Source organism: Flavivirga amylovorans (assembly GCF_030540875.1).
Lineage (GTDB): Bacteria > Bacteroidota > Bacteroidia > Flavobacteriales > Flavobacteriaceae > Flavivirga > Flavivirga amylovorans.
In genome coordinates, this window is sequence record NZ_JAUOEM010000006.1 from 294579 (window position 1) to 316220 (window position 21642).

Genomic DNA, 21642 nt, shown 5'->3' on the forward strand with positions numbered 1-21642 from the left:
CACGTTAACATAAGAAATGATTAGATCTTTTTAATCATTAGATAACAAAAAACAAAAAAGGCCTCGTAAAACGAGACCTTTTAAACTTTATCTTCTTAGTTCTTATTGAACTTGAGTTTCAACTCTATTATCTTCAATGTCTGCAGCCTCCTTTAAGGCGTTATACAATTTAGAATTAACGACGTTTATTTTTTGTTGCTCTACTCTATTAGCAGCAGCTTGGTAATTATCAAGTTCTACAGCTGGTGTTACTTTAACTACCTGAATCATATAAACACCATTTTCTCCATCAATTAATTTTGAAGGTTCTCCTTCTTTCAATCCAAAAGCAGCTCCTACTACTAAAGGTTCTCTTCCTGCTCCTGAGATTGTTGGGCTTTTCATATTTATTGCAGATGCAGACCTAACATTTGTGTTTTCAGCAGCTGCTAAATCTTCAAGTGTTTTAGCAGAGACTCTATCTCTAATCATTTTAGCTTTCTTTTCTTTTCTAACTTTAGGCAACACTTTAGCAGTAGCGTCTTCAACAGACATTAATCCTGCTTTATGCTTTGCTACCAACTGTGCTATTACATACCCATTAGGAATATTAAAACGTTTAACAGCTCCAACTTCTGCATCTTCTTCAAAAGCCCAACGTACAATTGGTCTTTGATTTCCAATACCTGGTATATTTTCATCTAAAACTTTAATACCGTTTACTGGACGTACTGTATAGTTAGCTTCTTTTGATAAGGCTTCAAAATCACCTTCCCCAGCTTTAATTTCAAAGTTAGAAGCGTCTCTAAATATTTTTGCAGTTGTAGCTTCAGAAGGTTCTATCTTTCTAGCTATGGTTCCAACTTGTATTGCTTTAACTTTTTCTTTCTGTCCTTCTATCTCTATAATGTGAAATCCGAAAATTGTTTTTACAACGCCTAAATCTCCTGTTTTTCCTTCAAATTCGAAATCATTAAATTCTGAAACCATTGTATTGTAAGGATGCCAATCGTAACGACCTTCTTTTTCCACACTTCCTTTATCAGAAGAAAACTCTTTTACTAATTCTGGAAATTTAGAACGATTTGATTTTATTACTGTTAATAAGCTATCTGCAGTCACCTTAGCTTCAGCCTCCGTTTGTGTCACTTCAGAAGCTGCACTTTGAGATCCCACAAAAGGAATTAAAATGTGTCTTACTTTTACTGAATCTGGAATTTGTTTAACAGCTACAACTTTAGTTATTTTAAAGTGCCCATTATCTTTATATGGACCATATACACCACCTTCTTCAAGATTGTAAATAGTATCTGCAACTGCTGCTGGTAGGCTTGATTTAAATACAAAACGCTTATCAAATTTTATATCTGAATTTACGTTAATATAATCTTCGTTATCTTTTACTTTTGAAAAAGCAACTATAGTATCTTTTCTTCCTGTTTCATCAACAAATCGGCCATTTAAATACACATTAAGATCTGCCTTAATAGCATTTTCATCTTCAACAGATGCTACTTCATTAAACTGAACAAATTTAATATCCCTTGAAGCTTCTACCTCATACTCTTTCTTATTTTTATTGATATAGTTAGAAATATCCGATTTAGAAACTTCAACTAAAGAATCTTTAATAGACGCATAAGATACTTGTACAAACTTAATGTCTACTTTATTTCCTTCTAATTGATGTTCTAATTTACCTTCAGCTAAAGTTCCTGTTAAACCTGCTTTAACTAAATTAAAATAATTTTGTTGCAAACCGTTTGCTGCAACAGATTTTTCATAATTAACCCAACTAATATATGCTTGTTTGGACGTTTCTTTTAAATTAGCAATGTATTCGTTTAATTTATTTTCATCAAAAAGACCTGCTTCATTTAAAAACTCTGGACTTGTAGCCAAAGATGTTTTCAACAAATCTCTCATTTGATCTTTTTCAACAGAAATACCTAATTCATCGTATTGCGTCTGCATGACAGCTCTTCTAACTTCTTGATCCCATACTCTATTCATTACCTGAGTATTTGTTGCATTTGGTCCGGCTTGCCTTTGAGCAGCTTCTACTTTTTGCATGAAATCTTCACGTGTAATATCTTTACCATTTATAGTAGCAACAATATTTTGTGATTTTGAAGCAAGCGCATCACTGTTCTTAAATAAATCTGCTAATACAAAAGAAAATAACGCTAATGCTATTATTATTATTAAAAATAGTGAACGTTGTCTAATCTTATTTAAAACTGCCATTTGTAATTTAAATTTTTAAACCCCATTGTTAGGGTTTAGCTTATTAACTAGTTGTCAATTTAGTTATAATTGACAAAATATCGTGCGCGAAAATACCATTTTCTATTTAATAATAAAAGTAGAAAGGTGCATTAATTGTATTAAACTCCCAGATTTTTACTTTAATAGGAAAGACACTAGAAATGGAACTCAAGTAGATCGCTTTGGACAATTCTTCTTAAATCAATCTTCCTCTAAACGTTTAAGTTCTATCATATCAATTTTAGTATTTGATACTTCTAATATTGTAAATTGAAACGTTTCAATTTTTACTATATCGTTTTGAGCTGGAATTTCTTCGGTATGATTAACAATAAGCCCGCCCAATGTCTCATAGTTTTCGTTTTCTGGTAAATTTAGTTTATAGGCTTCATTAATATAATCAACTTCTAAACGTGCAGAAAATTTATATGTAGTTTTATCTACTACCTCTTCAATTAAGTCTACTGTGTCATGTTCATCTTCAATTTCACCAAATAGCTCTTCTACAATATCTTCAACAGTCATAATTCCTGATGTCCCTCCGTATTCATCTAAAACAACCGCTATACTTTTTCGCTTTTTCGTTAACACCCCTAATACATCTTTTATAAGCACAGTTTCTGGTACAAATTCAACAGGTAACATCATAGACTTTATACTCTTTGGCTTTTTAAACAATTCGAAAGAATGTACATATCCCAAAATATCGTCCATAGTTTCTTTATAGACTAATATTTTAGTGCAACCTGTTTCAGTAAATAATGCATTAAGTGATTTAATAGAATCACTAATTTCTACAGCTATGATTTCGGTACGAGGTACCATAACTTCTCTTGCTTTTACTTCTGAAAACTCAAGAGCGTTTTGAAAAATTTGTATTTCTGTATCGATCTCTTCATGAGCCTCAACAGATTCCATTTGTTCACTAATATAGTTACCTAGTTCTACTTTTGTAAATGCCAATTGTATTTGATCACCTTCCGTTTTAAAAAAATGTTTAAGCACGAAATCTGAGATCCAAATAACAAAATCTGATATAAAAGTGAATATAATATAAAACACATAGGCAGGGATTGCCAAAAATTTAATTAATGTGTTTGAATAAATTTGAAAAAATACTTTCGGTAAAAATTCTGCAGTTATTAAAATAATAATCGTGGATATTACGGTTTGAGACAGTAGACTTAAATCGGTTAACATGTAGTTTATAAAACTATATGATGTTGGTAATATAGTTTGAAACCAATTGACTAACATGTCTCCCATAAAAAACCCATAAATAACCAATGCTATATTATTACCTATAAGCATTGTTGCTATAAATTTTGAAGGTTTGGCTGTAAGTTTTCTTAAAACTTTAGCAAAAATACCTTCTTGTTTTTTTTCAATTTCTATATGAATTTTATTTGAAGATACATAAGCGATCTCCATACCTGAGAAAAAAGCGGAAAGAATTAATGATGCAATTATAATAATGGCATAAATGCTCATTTAGTTTGAGTTATCTTTATTTTGAAACTTTTTGCTGAACTTGTTTCTAAAGAAAAACATAAAAATAGCTAAAGCTCCAAGCAATATTGAAGGATATTCAATGTTTCCTGTATTTATATACTTAGCAATAGCATCGTATATAAATAGTGCTGCAAAAACTAAATAGGCATATTGAAAAATCTTAGAATATTTCATCTGTTAATATTTATTTTTTTTAAGTCAGATGTAATAAACCATTTAGCATTTTGGTTGGTATCAACTTAATTACTATGGTTTATTTCATAGATTATGAATCGTAAATTAATTAAGACAAAGATAGTAAAATCGAAAAAGAAACTATGGAAAGCGTAGGTTAATCGTCTAGTGAAATAATTCCAGTTACCTCAAGCACTTCTGCATTGGTAAATTTTAAATTAGAGTCGAAGCCATTACCCTTTATAATATCTTGTTTCGTTGTAAACGTTACAGGTACATTAGTAAATAACCATTCTCTTTTTTTATCAAAATACAACTGTTCTGTTTTTAATACATTTCCATCATGTGTCGTAATAACAACATTTCCTTGCAAATCTATGAGACCAGTCTTATCATATGAAATTGCATAATCTGAAATAATTGTGCTTTTTTTATTGTCCTCATCATACACATACAATGTAATACCTCCTACAAACTCATTATAAGGAAAATCTCTATTCGAATAATCGAGCATTTTAGCACTTAAAAGGTTGGCTGTTACCCTACCAGAGTCTGTATGTTTTAAATTTATGTTTTCTGCAACTCCAATAGGTTCATTTTCTGAAACACCCATTTTTTGAATCTTATTAAAGTTGTCACTACATGAAAAAAACATAGCCACAGTAATTATTACTGTGACTATGCTTAATATATTATATATATACTTTTTGTTCATTAAATCTTTGGCACTGTAACCGAAGCTCCAATCCAACATGCTATTTTAATTACCTTTCCTGAGCAGGCACAGCTAAAAATCTCAGATTTTTGCGGTGCTTTAGCTAAATAATTGGCAACAGATTTAGCAGAGTTTTTCTTTTGTGTAGGATCTACACGCGCTGCTTTTCTAGCTTCGTCTGCAGCTAACCAATACACTGCTCTTTTATCAAAGTTAGTTTTCCCACAGTTATTTGCGCTGGCAGCATACATCGCTGCTATTGATAAATATGGACGTCCATTAGATGGATTTAACTTTAAAGCTTTTCTGAAATAGTTTCTAGCTTGACCATATCTTTTTTTCTTTTTAAGAATAAGTCCAATCCTGTTAGCTAATTTAGCCTTTTTAAATCTTTCTGTTTCTAAATCAAAAGACTGTTGAAAATACTTAATAGCCTCGTTTTCTTTGTGATTTTTAAATAAAATAGTCCCAACAAAGTATTTTGTATCTGCAGAAGGTGCTGTCTTATCATAAGACTTTACTAATTTCTCATATAAAGGATCATCTGTACACTCTTTATGGTACATTTTACTTACAGCACGTTTCAACCAAACTGCATTGTCTTTATTCTCTTCATAATCTTTCTTATATAAAGGGATTAAATTTTCACAATTAGCTCTTTCTCCCAATTTTTGATCAACTCCAGCAGAAACTTTATCGAAAGCTTCTAAAATTTGTCCATAGTATTTTTTATACCTTTCTTCTTTTTTAGTCAATGCTGTACCAGCATCTTCCTTTTCGATTAATTTATTAAGCTTTAACGAAGCAATTTTTACTTCATCTTCAATTTTCTCTACAACATCATCATATTTATTAAATAAATCTACAGCTGGCTTCTTTTTTGCGTCATATAAATCTACCATTAAAGAAAAATAGGTATATAGACTTTGAGGGTTAGTAAAAGTAGCTTTATCTAATTTATAAGCGGCGTCATAACACTCATAAAGCTCTTCATCTGTTTTATTTAATATTTTTTTGTTGGTGTACATTAATTGACACGCTTTAGCAGCATACTCTCCTTTTTTAGTTTTGCTGGCAAAATGTACGCCTCTTTGCTCCCATAGCTTCAATAAATCATTTATATAATTTATCTTATCTGCATTTACCGTAGCTTTTTTAATTTTATGGTTTAAAATTTTCTCACCATCTATATAAATAGCATTATTAAATTTTGGGCATTTATTTCTTACCGCCATCCATGGCTCATAAGCTGCATCATAATTTTTAGCTTTCACATATTCATGAAAAATAGAAAGCTTAGTCATACATTCTTCATCTTGCTGTGCAAAGCCTGTATTTAAACCAATTAATAATGTAAATAATAATGTAATTTTTGTTTTCATAATTATAATTTTATGCTGTTAGTCATACTTTCTTTTCTGGAACCATCTATCGTTCAAAGATAAACTTATTCGAAAATTAACAAAATCCTCTTCTATCAAAGCATTATTTGTTGTTCCTCGTTTACCAACCTCAAAACCTAAATTTGCATTAGATAAAAAATTGCCAACTGGTAATCCTACTCCAAAAGATATGCCAAACTCATTTATTGATTCATTATCTATGTTTAATCCCGTTTCTTCATAACGGACTCCAGCTCTATAAACGATACGTTTAAAATAGCTATTATAAGAATTATATTGCGGAATAAAAAATCCTCCAAGAGAAACTGTTGAAGCATCCTCATATATTGTAGGAGTACTTGTACTAGTATATAATTCATTTGAGAAATCACTTATTTTCTGAAATGTATACTCTGCACCAACAAACCATTTTCTTGGTTTACCTATCCCAGCTCCAACTGAAAATCTTGATGGTAATATTAAATCTGTTTCTAACAATCCAAGGGCTTCTAAATCAGCTTCAACAATACTATTAAAATCTACAAATTCCTGACCAGTATCAGTATTTGTTCTTATAGCTGAAAACGATCTTAAATTTTTAGACACCAAATTACTTTCTGGTGTATATGTTATTCCGGAAGAAAGTTCTAAATTCTCTGTTATCATCTTTTTATAAGACAGTCCCAAATTAAAACTTAGACCACTTAAATCTGATCTATTATTTTCACGTGATTGAAATTCAAGCTGTGTACCATCTGCATCATACAAAAATTCAACTGTACTATTTTGAATATTTCCAAAGTTATATTGGGCATCAACACCAATACTTAATCCATCCATTATTTGATATCCTAACCCAAAAAACACTCTATTAAGTCCGCCTTCACCTCTAAACTTATTTTCAGTTCTACCTTCTGTGTTTAACGATTCTAATTTATACCCTACCGACGTGTAAGGTAGCAAGCCAAAGCCAAAGCCAAATTTCCCCATTGGTATAGATAAGGCCAGATAATCAAAAGTAGATGAAGATGTGTTATCTGACCCAGAATCACTTTTTAAGCTTATACTAGAATAGCTCCCTCCAACTGTAAATTTTACAGGTCTGGTTTCATTATTAAAAGCAGCCATGTTTTTACCTGCATAGGAAGCGGGGTTTCGTAAATTAATATGTATACTATCGTTATAGATACTTAATCCTCCCATACTTCTATTTTCTACAGTACCTTTAAATTTAAGGCTTCCAATACCATAGAAAGAATAAGGCGAAGCAGTTCCTTCTTGGCCGTAACTGTGAATTGCAAAAGCTGCAATAAAAACTAATACAAGTTTTTTTATCATTCGTTTGAGTTAAATTGTAAAATATAGTTCAATCCCTCTAAAAGAAAATTAGAATTGGCAAATATGCTACTTTTTAATTGTTTTGACAAAAAATTAGCATCGCCTCCTGTTAAAATTACTGTTAAATCTGAGTATTTTAGATTATATACTTCAATATTACCATCTATTTCTTTTAAAAGACCATGTACTACCCCAGAGTGTATTGAGTCGTTCGTCGAATTTCCAATAATACTCTTTGGGGTTTCTGATTCTAACAACGGTAAATTTGCTGTTAAATTATTTAATGATTCATAACGCATGCGAAGCCCAGGGGAGATGGCCCCTCCAAGGTATTCATTTTTTACTGTTACAAAATCATAAGTAACACAGGTTCCTGCATCAATAATAAGAGCATTGCTATTTGGAAACTGTTCAACAGAAGCACAAACCAATGCAATTCTATCTACCCCCAAAGTATTTGGTGTTTTATAAAGGTTTTTAAATGGCAACTTGGTACTAGAATCTAAAATCGTGATATTAAAAGATTCTTTAATGATCTCAATAGTTTCTTTATCCAATCTTCCTACTGAAGAAATAATAGCCTTTTTTATTGATACATATTTATCTTTTAGACTATTTATACCTTCTAAAACAGAACCTAAAGTTACAGTTCCTTTGTATTTTAGTATGCCTGATTCAAAAACAGCAAGTTTTACATAGGAATTACCGACGTCTATTACTAAGTTCATAACTTTATTAAAAGGTGTAAATTTACAAAATGAGCCATAATAAAGCTTTTATTTAACTTTATATTATGTCTAATCAGACATCTAAAATTAAAGCATACGATTTTTTATAATTTTCTTTGTGTAATTACAAAAATGAATATATATTTGCAACCGCTTTGGCGAGGTACCTTAGCTCAGTTGGTAGAGCAAAGGACTGAAAATCCTTGTGTCCCTGGTTCGATTCCTGGAGGTACCACAACAAATAATTCAAACCCTTGATAATCAATTTATTATCAAGGGTTTATTTTTGTAACGTGGTAAAATACATTGGAAAATTAAATATTGTTACAAAAAAAAGAGGATTCTAAAACCTCTTTTCTTCTCTGAACAAATTCATCACCTCACTTTTTAAGTAATACTTTTTCTTTCCAAATGGTCTATATGGTGTTATTAAACCTTGTTTTTCATACTTTATAAGCGATGTAGATGACTTAATTTTTAATAAACCCATTAACTCTTTTGGGTTTAATATCTCATCTTCCATTATTACATAAGAACTTTACTGGCAATTGTTTATTACAATGTAACTATATAGTTATACTTATGACCCAACCGCACAAAAAATCATGCTAAATAGTTACATCACAAATAATAAACAAAATAATTGAGAAAGTCAACACTTAAAAGACCTATTCGGAATAAAAATAACACCAATATTGCTAATCAATTTTTTTACACCTATTAAACACTCTTTAAACTCTAATTAATTTAGTATTGGCCATGATTTTAGACAATAAAACTTGGTTACAAAATATTATCCAAAAAAGGACTAAAATGAAAAACTAATAATTGAAGAAATAAAAACTTTCTATAAAATTATTTACTACTTTTATTTTGTATGAAAAATCGAATGAAAATTAATTTTAAGTATAGCTATTTTAGCTTTGTACTACTATATATCTTAATACAATTATTTTTTGCAATAATCTATTATAAAATTTATATACATGACAACAATAACTTCTTTTTTTTCAAAGAAATACTAAACTCTCAAAGAAATATTAAAATAGAAGAATTCGAAAAAGAAAAGGAAAAGTTCAAACAAGAAAATGTCAGAGCTTATAAGAATTACTTAGCCTTAACCAACGATACAATTTTAAAGGAAAAATACTTAAACACTGAATTACCATATTTGAAAAAAGTAATTAAAAAAATTCCAGATAAGTATTTCACAAAAACATTAATAAACAGAGCCTTTAACAACAATGATACTGTTATTAGTTTCAACTATGACCATTGGAATTTTCAAAAAAAATATGATAATAAAAATAATAATTTTCCTGTTAATTTAGTTCCTCTATACGACATCAAAAATTTTTATATTAATATTAGCAGTTATACCACATCCAAACCTGATAATTTAATTTTCAGTTATAACTACTTTTTAGATAAGAGGTCATATATATTTGATAAGCACAGTAAAAGTTTTTGGAATTTCAAAAAAGACCTATTAAGTAGTTTAGAAAATCAAGACGAATTAATAAATTTTTATTTCAATACGCATACAAAAGACGTAATATCAAAGTACAAAAACCAGATTAAAGAATACAAACAGTTAGCTAGTGCAACTAAGGACGTGTGGGGATTTTCTGATTTTATTTATTTTAGCGTAACTGTTGTTGGTAATGGAGATATTACACCAAATTCTACTTTATGCCGATTAATGGTAGCATTACAAACCATAGCAAATCTAATATTAACAGTTGTTCTAGCTGATTTCATCCTATCAAAAAAAAATACTATTAAAAAGAATTAAAATTATCTAGGAGATTTAATAAAGTTAAATCTTCCAACCTGTAATTTTAGCACCTAATTCATGGCTTGTTACCTCATCGACTAAATTATTTCTGTGGTCATACACTACTCTAACGTGTATTTTTTTACTATTTTGGGTCGCTCCAAAATAATATAACGAATATGTTAGTAGATTTTTTTGAAATACTTCATTTGGTTTTCCTAATAACTTATCAGCTTCATTTGGGTCTTTGGAATTAATCAATACTCCACGTATTTCTGAATATTTAGGTAAATTATCTTTTTTTGTATTAGTATTTTCTTTTCCTATTACTTTAAAGTAAAAATCTTCATCATAATCAATTAAATCTTGCTCAGCACGTGTACCAAATATTAAATTATCACCCTTCTTATTAGTCCTAGTAATAACTTTTGCTGTCTTATCTATTAAATTAATATCGGTTAAGATAAAGGTCTCTTTTCGCCTACCATCATTTGCACTAAATACTAAAGAGTCTTTAGATACTTCATAAAATGTTATATCATGTATCTTTTTATGAATTGTAAAGAACTTCCCTTCAAGTTCACCTTCTTCACTTCTAATAATATTAAATCCAGCTGGCAAACTTCTGTACTCCGGACTTACAACATAAAAATTTAAAAACTTATTTGTTTTATCAAATGAGTCTTCTTGTCCTTTGCAACCCAATATATTCAAAACTAAAATCAGATAAATCATTTTTTTCATTATAAGAGATACTTTTAATTTTCATCAAATATAATAAAATATGCCGAGCATACAATCCCTATTTTACTTGGATGTATACCTAGCTTTCAGCCACTAATTATCTTTATGATGGCACGAACTAGAAAAACACCAATACCCAAAGTGGTAATTGAATTTGGAAAAAAAATAAATACACTTAGAATAGAAAGAAAAATGTCACAGATGGATTTAGGTGCAGCACTTGGAATAGACAGGGAAAATGTGCGTAAATATGAAAAAGGGCTACAAGAACCAAAACTTTCCACTATTATAAAATTTTCTGAAGTATTTGAAGTCTCTTTTAATGACTTATTGAGCTACAAAAACTCAAAACCCTAACTATATTACTTTAGCGATAGATACTTTTTAATAATCTAATTATCAAAAATGCGTGAAAAAAGAGGTGAATGGTATTTACCAAATTCAGAACTTAAAATACCCGGTAAATTATATATTGATGAAGACAATAAGAAAATCATACTCCATCTTTTCACCTCAACTTATTTAAGTGGCAACGCAATAGAGCGTCAAACTTCAGATGAAGACTGGTATAATGAGATAATATTAGGAACAGGAATAAACAGTCTTACAACTTTGTATTCATGTACATTTTACTCCGATTCTCCTGTAAAAAAAGGTTTTCATGAACTAAAATATGAAGTAGAATATATATTTGATAGAGTACATATAAATAGCAATCAAAATCTTTTATTGAATAACATTTCCATAAGTTTCCCCAATATGAGAACCTTTTTTGATGGTTTTAAATCAATCTCTGGTGATGACATTGAAGAACAATATTACAAACTCGATAGAGAAATCTTAATTAATGAAAATTTCAAAATTATTCTTAGCGACTCAAAACAAAAAATAATATCAACTAGAAAAGATTATAAAATAAAACATTCTAAAAGCGTTGACTTCGTATACCAAAAACCTGTAGACTTTAATATTATAAATAAAGACTGCTATACTTTTCTAAGAATGCTTGAATTCTCTTCAAGAAAAAACCTAGCATTTAAAATAAAACACGCTAGATTGGACATGAAAAATGTCTCCCAATATTCAGAAAACATATATATCCAAAACAATGGCAAAATAGAAAAACCAAAATTCGCTACTACTTTTATTTATAGTAAATTGAATTTTAAAGAGGATATATTCTTAGATACAAAAAAATGGCATCAAAACTTTTTACTTTTTAGCGGATGGAGTGAATCAACTGAAGAATTAGATAGAATAATCAAAAAATGGTATTCAAATGAAAAACTAATGCCGGTATATGATTTTTATATTGATTCTAATAATTGGTTTAGAGGAAAAGTAGCTCTATCTAATGTAATGTTCAACAATAAATTCCTAAATCTTATACAAGGACTTGAAGCTTATTATGATTTTATCGACCCATCGTATACGTACACCAATGAAGAATTTACTAAAACCAGACAAGAAGTTCTTAACAAACTCGGTAATCCTGATTTAAAATCTTGGACTGAAGAACATTTGAGCTATCCAAAAAAATCAACATTAACCTATAAACTATCCCATTTATGCAACAAATACAAAAAAATAATATCACGTTTTTTTTTGGAAGATGATTTTATAAAAAAATACCCAAATGAAGCAAAAGAATTTAGACACAAATTATCTCACGGAAGAATTGACAAAACCTATCAAGGCACTAAAATGGACGATTGTTACAAATTTTCTCAACTTCTTTTATGTATATGCCTTTTAGATTCTTTAGATATGAATTTTGACAGAATTATAGACCGAATAGGAACTAATCCAGATTTAAATCACATGATAGGAGATATAAAAAACAGTATTAAAAACAATAGTTAATTCTTTATTACTTTTTATTCAATACCTTTTTTTTTCTGATGTTTTTTCATCCATGCTTCATTTTGTAATTCTGAACAAGTCCTTAATCCTAGATGTTTTTCACAACTTAAATCTGCTATAGTTTTGACGTAATCAACTCCTGTATAGTTCTTAATAGTATCACTGTATTCTGATAAGCCAAAACCTCCTCGGTTAGGAATCAATTCACTCCCAGTCAATAATAGGACTGGATTAGTTGTATCGAACTCCTTAGTCCTGAAATCATTGACCAACTTTCTTAATAATACTTTTTCATCTTCCAAAAACTCTTCTTTCAATGTTGCAACAACTAAAGTTGTACCCTCCATTTGCTCGCCAAAAAACTTTAAACGAAAATAATCCTTTTCACCTATAGACTTAAAAGTTTTACACTCGCAAACAAATGATTCAACCTTATTTTCATATTTGAAGCTCTTAGACAATACAACCAAATCTACTTCAAAATCATTCTTGTCTTTTTTTGCTTCAAAATCAAAAATAAATGATATACCTTCAGTACCATCAGACATATCAAGTTTAAACAATCTAATAGTTAAAAAAACAGATAACAATCCATCTACTTTATTATTACGACTAAAAGGCCCTAGACCTCTGTAAACATATTTCAAACTACTTTTGGGGTCACTTTTAGGTAACTCAAACGTATTTCTACAAACTGAACACTTAAGTTCGTCATTTAAATCTTGTAGTAAATAAAATGTTCTTTGTTCACATACAGAACATTGAATTTTAACCCCAAATTCAATAATTTGCTTTCTTAAAAGTAGTTCAATAACATCTTTAGGCTTTTTAAACTCCGGGTAAGGTTTATGCTGATTTATTTTTCCAACTAATTCTTCGACAGATACAACATTCCCATTTTCAAAAAGTTCAACGATTTTGATTGCATTACTTGTTGAGAACAAATTAGCTCCATGAATTCCTCCTATATTTTTTAAAACCTCATAACCAAGTTTCCCAGATGCTGTTTGCTTTATAGAAATATCTTTATTCACAAAATACTTAGAAAAAAACTTAAATGATTCAGGCAAATAAAAACTCACATTATCATCTTCATGATTTATATATTTAAAAATTCCGTTTTTACTTACTTTCCATTCATTCCTAAAACTAAAATCTCTAGTAATACCAACCCAGTCTTTAGTAGTAATACCAGAAATTACCTCAGCATACTTACCTTCGTCTTCCCAATAACTTAGAGACAAATTACTCTTTAATAGCCCACTATTTGAAAATCTACTTTTGAATGGCAAAGGAGGTAATTTAAAATTTACATAACCAGCTTCTTCACTTTCAATAGTATCATGTTCACTATCAACAAAAATTTGAGGGCAAAAAACTAAATCACCTCTTAGGATTTCATTATAATCATGCCAAAAACGAGGAAACCAATGTTGATGTAGTAAAGAAACTTTTAGCTTTTCATCTGATATAATTGAGTTAACATAATCCATAATAGGTTTTGGTTTAAAACTGCTCGATATTAATACATCGATTATTTTAAACTTAAATCGTTTTTCCCTAATCTCTAAATCTTTTAAAATTTCAATTATAGCCTCTTTATAAGGCACAGTTTTCATTTTAGATACTGGGACTGGAAATAATTTCCAACCTAAAGCTCTTAAATTCCAATAATCAATAACATCTAAAGTATCAGACGGATTAAGAAAGTACAGAACAGTGTTTTTAGAAATTCCCCTATCATACAATAATCTTGTTTTGTAAATATTGATAAACCTTAAAGAAAGATTATTATTTTCAAAAAACTTATTGAAGGTTTTGTAATTAAAATCTATTTTTTCAATAAATGATTCCTTCAATAAATAATTTTGCACATATTTTATGTTAATGCTATTTAAAAATGTACCCTGCCAAGCATTTAGTAAAAGGTCATCCTTATTAATTTCAGGTATTCTGATTTTTAAATTATCAGTTCTATTATATTTAAATTCTTCTTTTATTAAACTGTTTATTACTAAATCTATGCTTATACCTTTTTCTAAACTAAATCGTTCTAAATCTTCTTTAAACTTTGACAAAGAAATCATTTTCACTTCTACTCCAAAAGCAATTAATTCTTCTTTATCTATATCATCATCATAAACAATAATATCTGGGTCATAATTTTTGATAATATTCCCGTAATAAACTTTACGAGATGCACCCATATTATACCTTAATCTATATTTTTCAGAAAACCTTTTGTAATATGGTATTATAGGAGAATAAATACCACACCAGACCGAAAACAAGCACTTAATAGATTCCAATAAATCTTTTCTATTCGGTTTAATAAAAAAGCAAAACTTAATAGGACTTAATTCTTGACGTAGATTAACTTTCATTTGTAATTAAATTTTTAAAACTAAAAAAGTACATGAAATAACTTATAAAATAAAATCTAATATAAACTATCCCAAAGAAGCTATCCTATTCTTAATAAATTCTATTTCTTTTTTTAAGTTCAAGCGTTTTAATTCCTTTTGTATTTCACTCCTTTTATAAGATTCTTTCTCAATAGCTAATTGTTTTCTTTTTAAAGAAATTTTATTTTCTATGTCTTCTATTTCCATATCAAAAAATTATATTCATTTTATTAATCACTTAGAGTGAAATACCTATTTTATATCATAAACATTATATCTAAATGATTTTACTAGCACTTATAACCGTACGTACAAGTGCCAAATGGTACTCAAAAAAATTATAAAAAAATTTCTTTAATCAATCCAAATATCTATATCAACAGCGCCATTGCCTAGTACATGAGAAAGGTTACAGCTGAAAACTCTCATCTTCCAACCTCATCTGTTCTGTAAGGACACCCCTCCTTTCACATTCAAAAAGGATATCTAGCATAGCATTATTTTTCAGATAGTTATACTCTTGCCATAAGTTATAATCAGAAATATCAGCGTTTTCCTCATAATTATATTTAACATAATCTATCATTAACTTTTTTAAAACAGGATTTTTATCAAAACCTGTTACTTCATATTCGTAATTTTCCATTTTCTCTTATTTTTTTAATTTTATTATTTTAAATCCATCTTTCTGGATATATGATTGCCACCCTGAGTGTTTTAATCAATTTTTTTCTATTAGAACAGTTAGTATACAAGTGAATGTGATTTTGACCGTTAGCCTTCTTCTTTTCGATGGTATAGCTTATTTCAATACCCTTTATGGGAAGCAACTCAACCACATACTCCATAATTATTTTTATCTCGCTTTCCTTATAAGTATAATTTGGGTCAACAGTTAAAGCGTAATACTTTTTACCTCTTATCCTAACCGGTTTAAACTTTGTTATAATCATTCTATGTATTTGCCACCTACCATTTGAATCCTTAATTAATAAGTTCTTATACTTACCACTTTCTTTATAATAAATAATTCTATTTCTAATCTGTTTGCCACTTAACTTCATTCTTTTACTAACTTCTGAAACACTATAATATTCTTTTTCCATAATCACTTTTTTATATACCACATCCATTAACAAGATGCCTTATTTCCCATTACCAATAGGTCTTTATTTTAAATAGTGAGAAATACAAAAAAGTTTAACCTTTTTATAACTTTTCCAGAAAATAATATGTAAGAGATTAATTATTAAATAATTACAATGGTTTTTATTTTATAATTATTATTTTTGATTGTTACTTTGTTATATAACAATCTCCCTATTTTCAATTTTCCCTATGTAATTGATTATTACGCAACATCCTATTCATTGTATGATTTACATTGAATATTTTTTGTATCACGTAACCAATTAAATTTTTTAAAATATGGAAAATTACACAGTAGGCAACAACACCCCAATTAAAGTAAAAACTAGTATTTCAACCGAAGGCACGGCATTTACTTTCGTATCACTAGACAATCCAGAAGAGCCAAATAAATATATTCCTGATATTGCTTATAATCTAACATTTAACTCCAGACGTAAACAAATTGCTGGAGGGAAAAATCTAAAAAACAGAGTAATTCGAATAAAAACCATTGTAGATTTTCTTATCAATTTCAACAATGAAGAAACATTCAATTTAGCTGTTGAACAAGCAAAGAATAGTTATAAAGTAGAAATGTTTGGAGGAACTCCTTCTGAAATTGAGGCAAGCTATGATGTTTATCCAAACTTTGAACTTAACGGAATTGAATTTTTTACAGAAATCTCTTTATCTTAAAAAGCACTAATCATGAAAAAATCACTTACTATAATGCTGATAATTTGCTATTTTACAATTTCAGCACAAGAAAACGGAAAAACAGATATAAAAAGTCTCGCACCACCAAATTCACCAGCTTTCATTTTAATGGATATCAGTCCTTCTAGCATAGTTGTTCCTGATAATATACAAGTACTTGCTGTACAAACCTTGTCTGCTTTTTCTAATGAAAATAATACTGATAGTAATTTTGCTATTGAATTTCAACCTTACTGGTATACAAAAAATAGAGAAGTAGATTTTTTTGAGTATAACAATTACAAATCTTCAAAGTCAAAAAAAAATATAACTAATGCGTTCGATTATGACAGGTATGATATATTTGGAGATATTGGAAAGAAGGCTTCTATATCTATTGCTTATACAACAGGTACTTTTGACGTTTTTGAAGACAATCGCTCTTATATTTCCTTAGGAGCCAAGACTAGACTAATAAAAGTTGTTAGGAAAAATGATTTATTAAATTTTAAACAAGCTTATGATGATTACGAGAATATTAAAACAGACCCGTCAATTATGGCGGCAGTTGCTGCTGCTCAAGCAGGGCAATCACTTCAAGCAATAAAAAAAGAACCTCTTTATAAAGATTTACGTGAGAAATTATGGACTGCAATCAACAAAAGACCATTACTAGCAATTGATATAGCTTCAGCTTTTAGTTATTCAGTAGGAGATGAAAATAACATAAGCGATGATAGTTTTGGAAGATTTGGATTATGGTTATCAGCTGATTTTGCATTTCCAATTACCGAAGACAATAAAAATTACATTCACATTTTTGGGGTAGCAAAATATCTACGTGATGGACTTAATATTAATCCACAAACCAATAGTTCTTTTATTACAACCGCCTACGATTATGGAACTAAAATTGAATTAGAATTGAACAAATTCTCATTTGCTTATGAATATTTAACTCGCAATAATGAAAATTCTGAAGATGAGAATCGTTCTATTGGGACTTTTCGTTATTCAATAAATAACTTGTTCGCAATAACTGGAGGCTTTGGAGAAAACTTCTCAAATGAAAGTGGTAACAACATTGCTTTATTTGGAATACAATTCGGCTTAGACTCAGGTGGAACAATTGGAATTCCTAAACTTTAGAATAAACCTTTGACTGTATTTTATCTAAAGAATTTAAAAACGTAAGTGCTTTGTCTACCATACTTGAGTTGTTATAAACTGCCATCATATTACTTACGTTTTTTTTCTTTGGATGAGTTATTGATTCAACAATATTTTGATTAATACCTTTCAATCCTAAGTTAGTCACAAATGACCTTCTACAATCATGTGTAGTAATTAATTTATACTTCGGAATTTTGAGCGTTTCCAATTTACCATCACGAAAACTAATTTTTGTATGTTCTTCCAAAGAATCAATTTTCAATAAAGCGCAAAGTATTTTAAGGTGCTTATTTACACTTTCTTTGAATACAGGAAACTTACCCATATTCTTATTTAAAACATCTTGTACAGGTTTTAAAAGTGGTATAATTACTTCTGTTTTGGTTTTATTTACATAAACTTTTACTCCTTTGAATGATTTTCCATTATTTGAATACAATTTAGGCTTAAGAGTACATAATGTTGTCATATCTTCAATTCGCAACCCCATTAGGGAAGCTAAAATTAAATACTGTTTAGCATTTAATAACTCTGGTTCATGCACTTCTGTATTAATTATCTTTTCTAGTTCGGATTCGTTTATATATATTTCTTTTTCTGCCGGTGGATTTTCTAACATTAAATTAGAATCTTCTAAATCCAAAGTCATATTATAACCGTCCCTTTTCCCTAAACGCAAAACCCTATGAAGCAGCTTAATGTATTTATTTATCGATTTAACATTATACCCAGTCGGGTCTTTTCGTTGTTTTTTAGTTTGATTAGGATTATCGACTTCTATTTCTCCCCTATATATAGAATCTACCACACCAAAAAATTTCCATTGAAATTGTTTATTATTAAAATCTGAAAAGAATACTTCTTTTTTAGTTGCTATTTGGTAGTTCTCAAACATTCTGGACAATGACACATAAGTTTTTATATGATTTGGTGATAATGCATTTTCTTTCCTTGTTTTGCATCTACTCTATCTGCTTTTATTTTATCATACAAATATTCTAAAACTGACTTTTGTTTTATTACTTCTCCTGCCTTTCTTCCTAGTTCAATTTCTAATAAATCTTTAAATTCTTTAGGTGTAGGATTATGTTTTTTTATATAAAAATGATTAGTTACTTCAATAACAGCATTTTCAATTTGCTCTAATTTAGTTCTAATAGACCTATTAACCCTCGAATATTTATCAAATATCTTTTTATCAAAAGAAAACACCTTTTTACTTCCTTTCTCAATTTGTTTTCCAAAGTTCTCAGGCTTTATTCTACATCCAGTGGCTATCTTTATAGGTTTATATTTTTTACGGTCAGAATTAAAGTTTTTAACAGATTTACCATAATCTATTTCGGAATAGCCAATGCTTATATCTAAAAAGATTTTACGTTCACCATTTCTATTTTCATGACTATCCAAATAGAATCTTAAAAAAGGTTGTTTCATAATACATTCGTAAATTACGTTGTAAAATTATGATATTTTTTGATATAAATTGAAACTAAATGAAATAAACAATTTATAAAAAATCTTATAAACCTTGTTTTTAAAGAGGTTTATGATATATATTGGATAGAACTGATATTAAATGAAATTGTGGTGCTAGAGTGCTGGAGGTACCACTTTTAAAATTCATAAACCCTTGATTATCAGTAGATTTTCAAGATTTTTTTTAGTTACTGCTCTAGAAAATGTTCCGGAATGTTATGAGTTCCTACAAAAGGAACCAGTTAGTTTTGATCTCAACCATATCCTAATACCCAATCTTCACCCAAACCCTAGTACTCCCATTGATCTTACTAAACAAATCCTTGAGATAACTAATCATATTAATCCATATAGTCCATTTTTAGAAATTTCGAAAGTTTTGATGTGGAAAGGAGATTCTATTTTGCTAAGTATTTTTTGGAATATTACGATAATTCTGATTACGGTTCTTATAAAAGAACCGTAATCAGAGAACGGTTTGACAATCCTGAACAAACTTTTTGGGACTCCAATTCAAAAAATTTCACCCCTATTTGTTGCATTGGCAAGATTGGGAGGAAGCCCAATAAATATATTATTGAAAGTGTTATTAAAAGCCCCTCCTATCGCAGGTTCAGAAATCCTACCCCTTCCCTATTGCCACCAATAGAATCTCACCAGAGTATTAATCAAGAGATTCGTTTACCTTTTGTTTAGGAGAATGCTAATCCCCCATTAATATCTATATTATTTCCGGTAATGAATGAAGCTTCATCTGATGCCAAATAAGCCACTAAATCTGCTACTTTTCAGGGTTTCCTTCTCTTTTTAAAGGCGTGCTCCCTGCTACTTTAGTTCTTACCTCATTTTTGGTAAAATCATCATGAAATTTTGTTCCAATCAATCCTGGACAAATAGCATTTACTCGAACCCCTTTAGGCCCTAGTTCTTTCGCCATTGACCTGGTAAATGTAGTGACAGCTCCCTTAGAAGAAGCATATAATGAAGATCCGCCACCACGCCATCTCTTGCAGCTTGTGAAGAAATATTGATGATTGAACTTCCTTTCCTCATTAAAGATTCGAAAGCTTGCATAACAAAAACAGTAGATCTAAAATTAACTCCTAAAACTAAATCATAAAAAGACTCGTCTAGTTCTTGCAATGTTTTTCTAGCAAAAAGACCACCAGCATTATTCACTAAAATATCTATTTTATCTCCAAATGCTTCTACTGCCTTTGCTCTTAAATTCTTAATATCATCTAGTTTTGAGACATCTGCTTTAACTGCAATAGCTTCTCCTCCCATAGATTTTATTTCATCTACAGTAATATTGGCTCCAGATTCAGAGTTATAATAATTTACAATCACCTTAACCCCTTCTTTGGCAAGCTTAATAGATATTGCTTTTCCAATATCTCTAGAACCTCCTGTAACAACTGCTACTTTTCCATTTAATGTACTCATATTATTTGGGTCTCTAATAATTATTTCATTAGGAAACTGCTTCAAATTTAAGCCAAAACCAAATATTATATTCCTAAACCTTGACCACCACCAATTTGGATTGTTTCGGCTGTTATAAAAGAAGCATCTTTACTAGTTAAAAAAGATACAACACCAGCAACCTCTTCTGGTTGGCCTAGTCTACCTAGCATTATGTTGTTTTTCCAAGATGCAAAAACCTCTGGTTTAGTTGATTTAATTTGTTTATGAAAATCAGTATCGATTGTACCAGGTGATACTGCATTAACCCGAATACCATATTCGGCTAAATCTTTTGCCAACGCTCTGGTTATTGTATGTACAGCAGCCTTAGATGTTCCGTAAATTCCTGCTCCAGGCCCACCAGCATTCCATCCGGCATTCGATGTATAATTAATTATTGATGCATTATCGCTTTTTTTAAGAAATGGGATGGCTGCTCTTGAAGCAAAAAATGTTGAGTCTAGGTTTAATGCCATTACAAAACGGTAAAACTCAGTAGTCATATCTTCAAACCTAGATCTACCTCCTAAACCTCCTGCATTGTTTACAAGAACATCAATTTTACCATATTTTTCTCCAATTTTATTAATATTTGAAGTTACTGCTTCTTCATTGGTAACATCAAAACCGTAGTATTCTGCATTAATACCTGCAACTTTCAATTCTTTTACTTTGTCAGCTCCAACTTCGTCCTCTATACCATTTAAAACTACAGTATAGCCATCTTGTCCAAGCCGTTTAGCTACTTGAAAACCTATTCCTCCAGTAGCACCAGTTACTACGGCTACTTTAACATTTGAATTACTCATAT

The 21642-nt window shown here is 29.5% G+C and carries 24 protein-coding genes and 1 tRNA gene; 6 read left to right on the forward strand and 19 right to left on the reverse strand.

Annotated elements, in window-relative coordinates:
• Positions 1-102 precede the first annotated feature (102 nt).
• From Q4Q39_RS17370 to Q4Q39_RS17400, 7 genes are all read right to left on the reverse strand, one after another.
• A complete protein-coding gene (locus tag Q4Q39_RS17370; protein WP_303283826.1) occupies positions 103-2226 on the reverse strand; it encodes a peptidylprolyl isomerase in 2124 nt (707 codons plus the stop codon).
• A gap of 222 nt (positions 2227-2448) precedes the next feature.
• Entirely contained in the window at positions 2449-3738 is a 1290-nt protein-coding gene (locus Q4Q39_RS17375; RefSeq protein ID WP_303283828.1) for a hemolysin family protein, read from the reverse strand.
• Entirely contained in the window at positions 3739-3933 is a 195-nt protein-coding gene (locus Q4Q39_RS17380; RefSeq protein ID WP_303283829.1) for a hypothetical protein, read from the reverse strand.
• Positions 3934-4090: 157 nt separating this feature from the next.
• A complete protein-coding gene (gene lptC, locus Q4Q39_RS17385) occupies positions 4091-4648 on the reverse strand; it encodes an LPS export ABC transporter periplasmic protein LptC (RefSeq protein WP_303283830.1) in 558 nt (185 codons plus the stop codon).
• Complete coding sequence (locus Q4Q39_RS17390; RefSeq protein WP_303283831.1) at positions 4648-6030, reverse strand: tetratricopeptide repeat protein; 1383 nt, start codon at positions 6028-6030, stop codon at positions 4648-4650. The genes lptC and Q4Q39_RS17390 overlap by 1 nt, the downstream gene beginning before the upstream one ends.
• An 18-nt stretch (positions 6031-6048) precedes the next feature.
• Positions 6049-7368, reverse strand: a complete 1320-nt coding sequence (gene bamG, locus Q4Q39_RS17395; protein WP_303283832.1) for a BamG family beta-barrel-assembly machinery protein — start codon at positions 7366-7368, stop codon at positions 6049-6051.
• On the reverse strand, positions 7365-8096 hold the full coding sequence (locus Q4Q39_RS17400) for a type III pantothenate kinase (protein WP_303283833.1): 732 nt from the start codon (positions 8094-8096) through the stop codon (positions 7365-7367). The genes bamG and Q4Q39_RS17400 overlap by 4 nt, the downstream gene beginning before the upstream one ends.
• Before the next feature lie 162 nt (positions 8097-8258).
• On the opposite strand from Q4Q39_RS17400, the gene Q4Q39_RS17405 reads away from it, so the two are divergent.
• Positions 8259-8331 (forward strand) — tRNA-Phe (locus Q4Q39_RS17405).
• Positions 8332-8439: 108 nt separating this feature from the next.
• On the opposite strand, the gene Q4Q39_RS17410 is transcribed toward Q4Q39_RS17405, so the two are convergent.
• Positions 8440-8619 (reverse strand): hypothetical protein, encoded by a 180-nt coding sequence (locus Q4Q39_RS17410; RefSeq protein WP_303283834.1) that lies wholly within the window; start codon positions 8617-8619, stop codon positions 8440-8442.
• A 366-nt stretch (positions 8620-8985) separates the two neighbouring features.
• Between Q4Q39_RS17410 and Q4Q39_RS17415 the strand changes: the two genes are divergently transcribed.
• Complete coding sequence (locus Q4Q39_RS17415; protein ID WP_303283835.1) at positions 8986-9891, forward strand: ion channel; 906 nt, start codon at positions 8986-8988, stop codon at positions 9889-9891.
• Positions 9892-9915: 24 nt separating this feature from the next.
• Here Q4Q39_RS17415 and Q4Q39_RS17420 read toward each other — a convergent pair whose 3' ends face one another.
• Positions 9916-10617 carry a hypothetical protein gene (locus Q4Q39_RS17420; RefSeq protein WP_303283836.1) on the reverse strand — a complete coding sequence of 234 codons (702 nt, stop codon included), beginning with the start codon at positions 10615-10617 and terminating at the stop codon, positions 9916-9918.
• 105 nt (positions 10618-10722) lie between these two features.
• On the opposite strand from Q4Q39_RS17420, the gene Q4Q39_RS17425 reads away from it, so the two are divergent.
• Positions 10723-10974, forward strand: a complete 252-nt coding sequence (locus Q4Q39_RS17425) for a helix-turn-helix domain-containing protein (protein ID WP_303283837.1) — start codon at positions 10723-10725, stop codon at positions 10972-10974.
• A 48-nt stretch (positions 10975-11022) separates the two neighbouring features.
• Positions 11023-12480 (forward strand): ApeA N-terminal domain 1-containing protein, encoded by a 1458-nt coding sequence (locus Q4Q39_RS17430; RefSeq protein WP_303283838.1) that lies wholly within the window; start codon positions 11023-11025, stop codon positions 12478-12480.
• A 14-nt stretch (positions 12481-12494) separates the two neighbouring features.
• Here the strand turns inward: Q4Q39_RS17430 and Q4Q39_RS17435 are convergent, their stop codons facing one another.
• The 4 genes from Q4Q39_RS17435 to Q4Q39_RS17450 all read right to left on the reverse strand — a co-directional run bounded on the left by Q4Q39_RS17435 (position 12495) and on the right by Q4Q39_RS17450 (position 15991).
• Positions 12495-14864, reverse strand: a complete 2370-nt coding sequence (locus tag Q4Q39_RS17435) for a hypothetical protein (protein ID WP_303283839.1) — start codon at positions 14862-14864, stop codon at positions 12495-12497.
• Between the two features lie 66 nt (positions 14865-14930).
• Positions 14931-15092: a hypothetical protein gene (locus Q4Q39_RS17440; protein WP_303283841.1), complete on the reverse strand. Its 162-nt coding sequence runs from the start codon at positions 15090-15092 to the stop codon at positions 14931-14933.
• A gap of 202 nt (positions 15093-15294) precedes the next feature.
• The gene (locus tag Q4Q39_RS17445; protein WP_303283842.1) at positions 15295-15531 is read right to left on the reverse strand and encodes a hypothetical protein; all 237 of its coding nucleotides are present in this window, start codon (positions 15529-15531) and stop codon (positions 15295-15297) included.
• Positions 15532-15559: 28 nt separating this feature from the next.
• Entirely contained in the window at positions 15560-15991 is a 432-nt protein-coding gene (locus Q4Q39_RS17450) for a hypothetical protein (protein ID WP_303283843.1), read from the reverse strand.
• 322 nt (positions 15992-16313) lie between these two features.
• Between Q4Q39_RS17450 and Q4Q39_RS17455 the strand changes: the two genes are divergently transcribed.
• Both Q4Q39_RS17455 and Q4Q39_RS17460 read left to right on the forward strand, forming a co-directional pair.
• Positions 16314-16712 carry a hypothetical protein gene (locus Q4Q39_RS17455; protein ID WP_303283844.1) on the forward strand — a complete coding sequence of 133 codons (399 nt, stop codon included), beginning with the start codon at positions 16314-16316 and terminating at the stop codon, positions 16710-16712.
• 12 nt (positions 16713-16724) lie between these two features.
• The gene (locus Q4Q39_RS17460) at positions 16725-17861 is read left to right on the forward strand and encodes a capsid protein p24 (RefSeq protein WP_303283845.1); all 1137 of its coding nucleotides are present in this window, start codon (positions 16725-16727) and stop codon (positions 17859-17861) included.
• Here Q4Q39_RS17460 and Q4Q39_RS17465 read toward each other — a convergent pair.
• The 6 genes from Q4Q39_RS17465 to Q4Q39_RS17485 form a co-directional block, all read right to left on the reverse strand.
• The gene (locus Q4Q39_RS17465) at positions 17851-18780 is read right to left on the reverse strand and encodes a site-specific integrase (protein WP_303283846.1); all 930 of its coding nucleotides are present in this window, start codon (positions 18778-18780) and stop codon (positions 17851-17853) included. The two genes, Q4Q39_RS17460 and Q4Q39_RS17465, sit on opposite strands and share 11 nt — an antisense overlap.
• A 23-nt stretch (positions 18781-18803) precedes the next feature.
• On the reverse strand, positions 18804-19322 hold the full coding sequence (locus Q4Q39_RS17470) for a hypothetical protein (protein WP_303283848.1): 519 nt from the start codon (positions 19320-19322) through the stop codon (positions 18804-18806).
• A gap of 734 nt (positions 19323-20056) precedes the next feature.
• Positions 20057-20137: a hypothetical protein gene (locus tag Q4Q39_RS20645; protein ID WP_367892721.1), complete on the reverse strand. Its 81-nt coding sequence runs from the start codon at positions 20135-20137 to the stop codon at positions 20057-20059.
• Between the two features lie 8 nt (positions 20138-20145).
• Positions 20146-20301, reverse strand: a complete 156-nt coding sequence (locus Q4Q39_RS17475; protein ID WP_303283849.1) for an SDR family oxidoreductase — start codon at positions 20299-20301, stop codon at positions 20146-20148.
• Positions 20286-20810, reverse strand: coding sequence for an SDR family NAD(P)-dependent oxidoreductase (locus Q4Q39_RS17480; RefSeq protein WP_303283850.1), 525 nt, complete (start codon positions 20808-20810; stop codon positions 20286-20288). Before Q4Q39_RS17480 ends, Q4Q39_RS17475 begins: the two co-directional genes overlap by 16 nt.
• Before the next feature lie 65 nt (positions 20811-20875).
• Positions 20876-21640 (reverse strand): SDR family NAD(P)-dependent oxidoreductase, encoded by a 765-nt coding sequence (locus tag Q4Q39_RS17485; RefSeq protein WP_303283851.1) that lies wholly within the window; start codon positions 21638-21640, stop codon positions 20876-20878.
• Positions 21641-21642: the final 2 nt, after the last annotated feature.

Coding starts and splice junctions, on each gene's coding strand:
- Q4Q39_RS17370 (WP_303283826.1), bottom strand. CDS start 2,226: ATGGCAGTTTTAAATAAGATTAGACAACGTTCACTATTTTTAATAATA.
- Q4Q39_RS17375 (WP_303283828.1), bottom strand. CDS start 3,738: ATGAGCATTTATGCCATTATTATAATTGCATCATTAATTCTTTCCGCT.
- Q4Q39_RS17380 (WP_303283829.1), bottom strand. CDS start 3,933: ATGAAATATTCTAAGATTTTTCAATATGCCTATTTAGTTTTTGCAGCA.
- lptC (WP_303283830.1), bottom strand. CDS start 4,648: ATGAACAAAAAGTATATATATAATATATTAAGCATAGTCACAGTAATA.
- Q4Q39_RS17390 (WP_303283831.1), bottom strand. CDS start 6,030: ATGAAAACAAAAATTACATTATTATTTACATTATTAATTGGTTTAAAT.
- bamG (WP_303283832.1), bottom strand. CDS start 7,368: ATGATAAAAAAACTTGTATTAGTTTTTATTGCAGCTTTTGCAATTCAC.
- Q4Q39_RS17400 (WP_303283833.1), bottom strand. CDS start 8,096: ATGAACTTAGTAATAGACGTCGGTAATTCCTATGTAAAACTTGCTGTT.
- Q4Q39_RS17410 (WP_303283834.1), bottom strand. CDS start 8,619: ATGGAAGATGAGATATTAAACCCAAAAGAGTTAATGGGTTTATTAAAA.
- Q4Q39_RS17415 (WP_303283835.1), top strand. CDS start 8,986: ATGAAAATTAATTTTAAGTATAGCTATTTTAGCTTTGTACTACTATAT.
- Q4Q39_RS17420 (WP_303283836.1), bottom strand. CDS start 10,617: ATGAAAAAAATGATTTATCTGATTTTAGTTTTGAATATATTGGGTTGC.
- Q4Q39_RS17425 (WP_303283837.1), top strand. CDS start 10,723: ATGATGGCACGAACTAGAAAAACACCAATACCCAAAGTGGTAATTGAA.
- Q4Q39_RS17430 (WP_303283838.1), top strand. CDS start 11,023: ATGCGTGAAAAAAGAGGTGAATGGTATTTACCAAATTCAGAACTTAAA.
- Q4Q39_RS17435 (WP_303283839.1), bottom strand. CDS start 14,864: ATGAAAGTTAATCTACGTCAAGAATTAAGTCCTATTAAGTTTTGCTTT.
- Q4Q39_RS17440 (WP_303283841.1), bottom strand. CDS start 15,092: ATGGAAATAGAAGACATAGAAAATAAAATTTCTTTAAAAAGAAAACAA.
- Q4Q39_RS17445 (WP_303283842.1), bottom strand. CDS start 15,531: ATGGAAAATTACGAATATGAAGTAACAGGTTTTGATAAAAATCCTGTT.
- Q4Q39_RS17450 (WP_303283843.1), bottom strand. CDS start 15,991: ATGGAAAAAGAATATTATAGTGTTTCAGAAGTTAGTAAAAGAATGAAG.
- Q4Q39_RS17455 (WP_303283844.1), top strand. CDS start 16,314: ATGGAAAATTACACAGTAGGCAACAACACCCCAATTAAAGTAAAAACT.
- Q4Q39_RS17460 (WP_303283845.1), top strand. CDS start 16,725: ATGAAAAAATCACTTACTATAATGCTGATAATTTGCTATTTTACAATT.
- Q4Q39_RS17465 (WP_303283846.1), bottom strand. CDS start 18,780: ATGTTTGAGAACTACCAAATAGCAACTAAAAAAGAAGTATTCTTTTCA.
- Q4Q39_RS17470 (WP_303283848.1), bottom strand. CDS start 19,322: ATGAAACAACCTTTTTTAAGATTCTATTTGGATAGTCATGAAAATAGA.
- Q4Q39_RS17475 (WP_303283849.1), bottom strand. CDS start 20,301: ATGGCGAAAGAACTAGGGCCTAAAGGGGTTCGAGTAAATGCTATTTGT.
- Q4Q39_RS17480 (WP_303283850.1), bottom strand. CDS start 20,810: ATGAGTACATTAAATGGAAAAGTAGCAGTTGTTACAGGAGGTTCTAGA.
- Q4Q39_RS17485 (WP_303283851.1), bottom strand. CDS start 21,640: ATGAGTAATTCAAATGTTAAAGTAGCCGTAGTAACTGGTGCTACTGGA.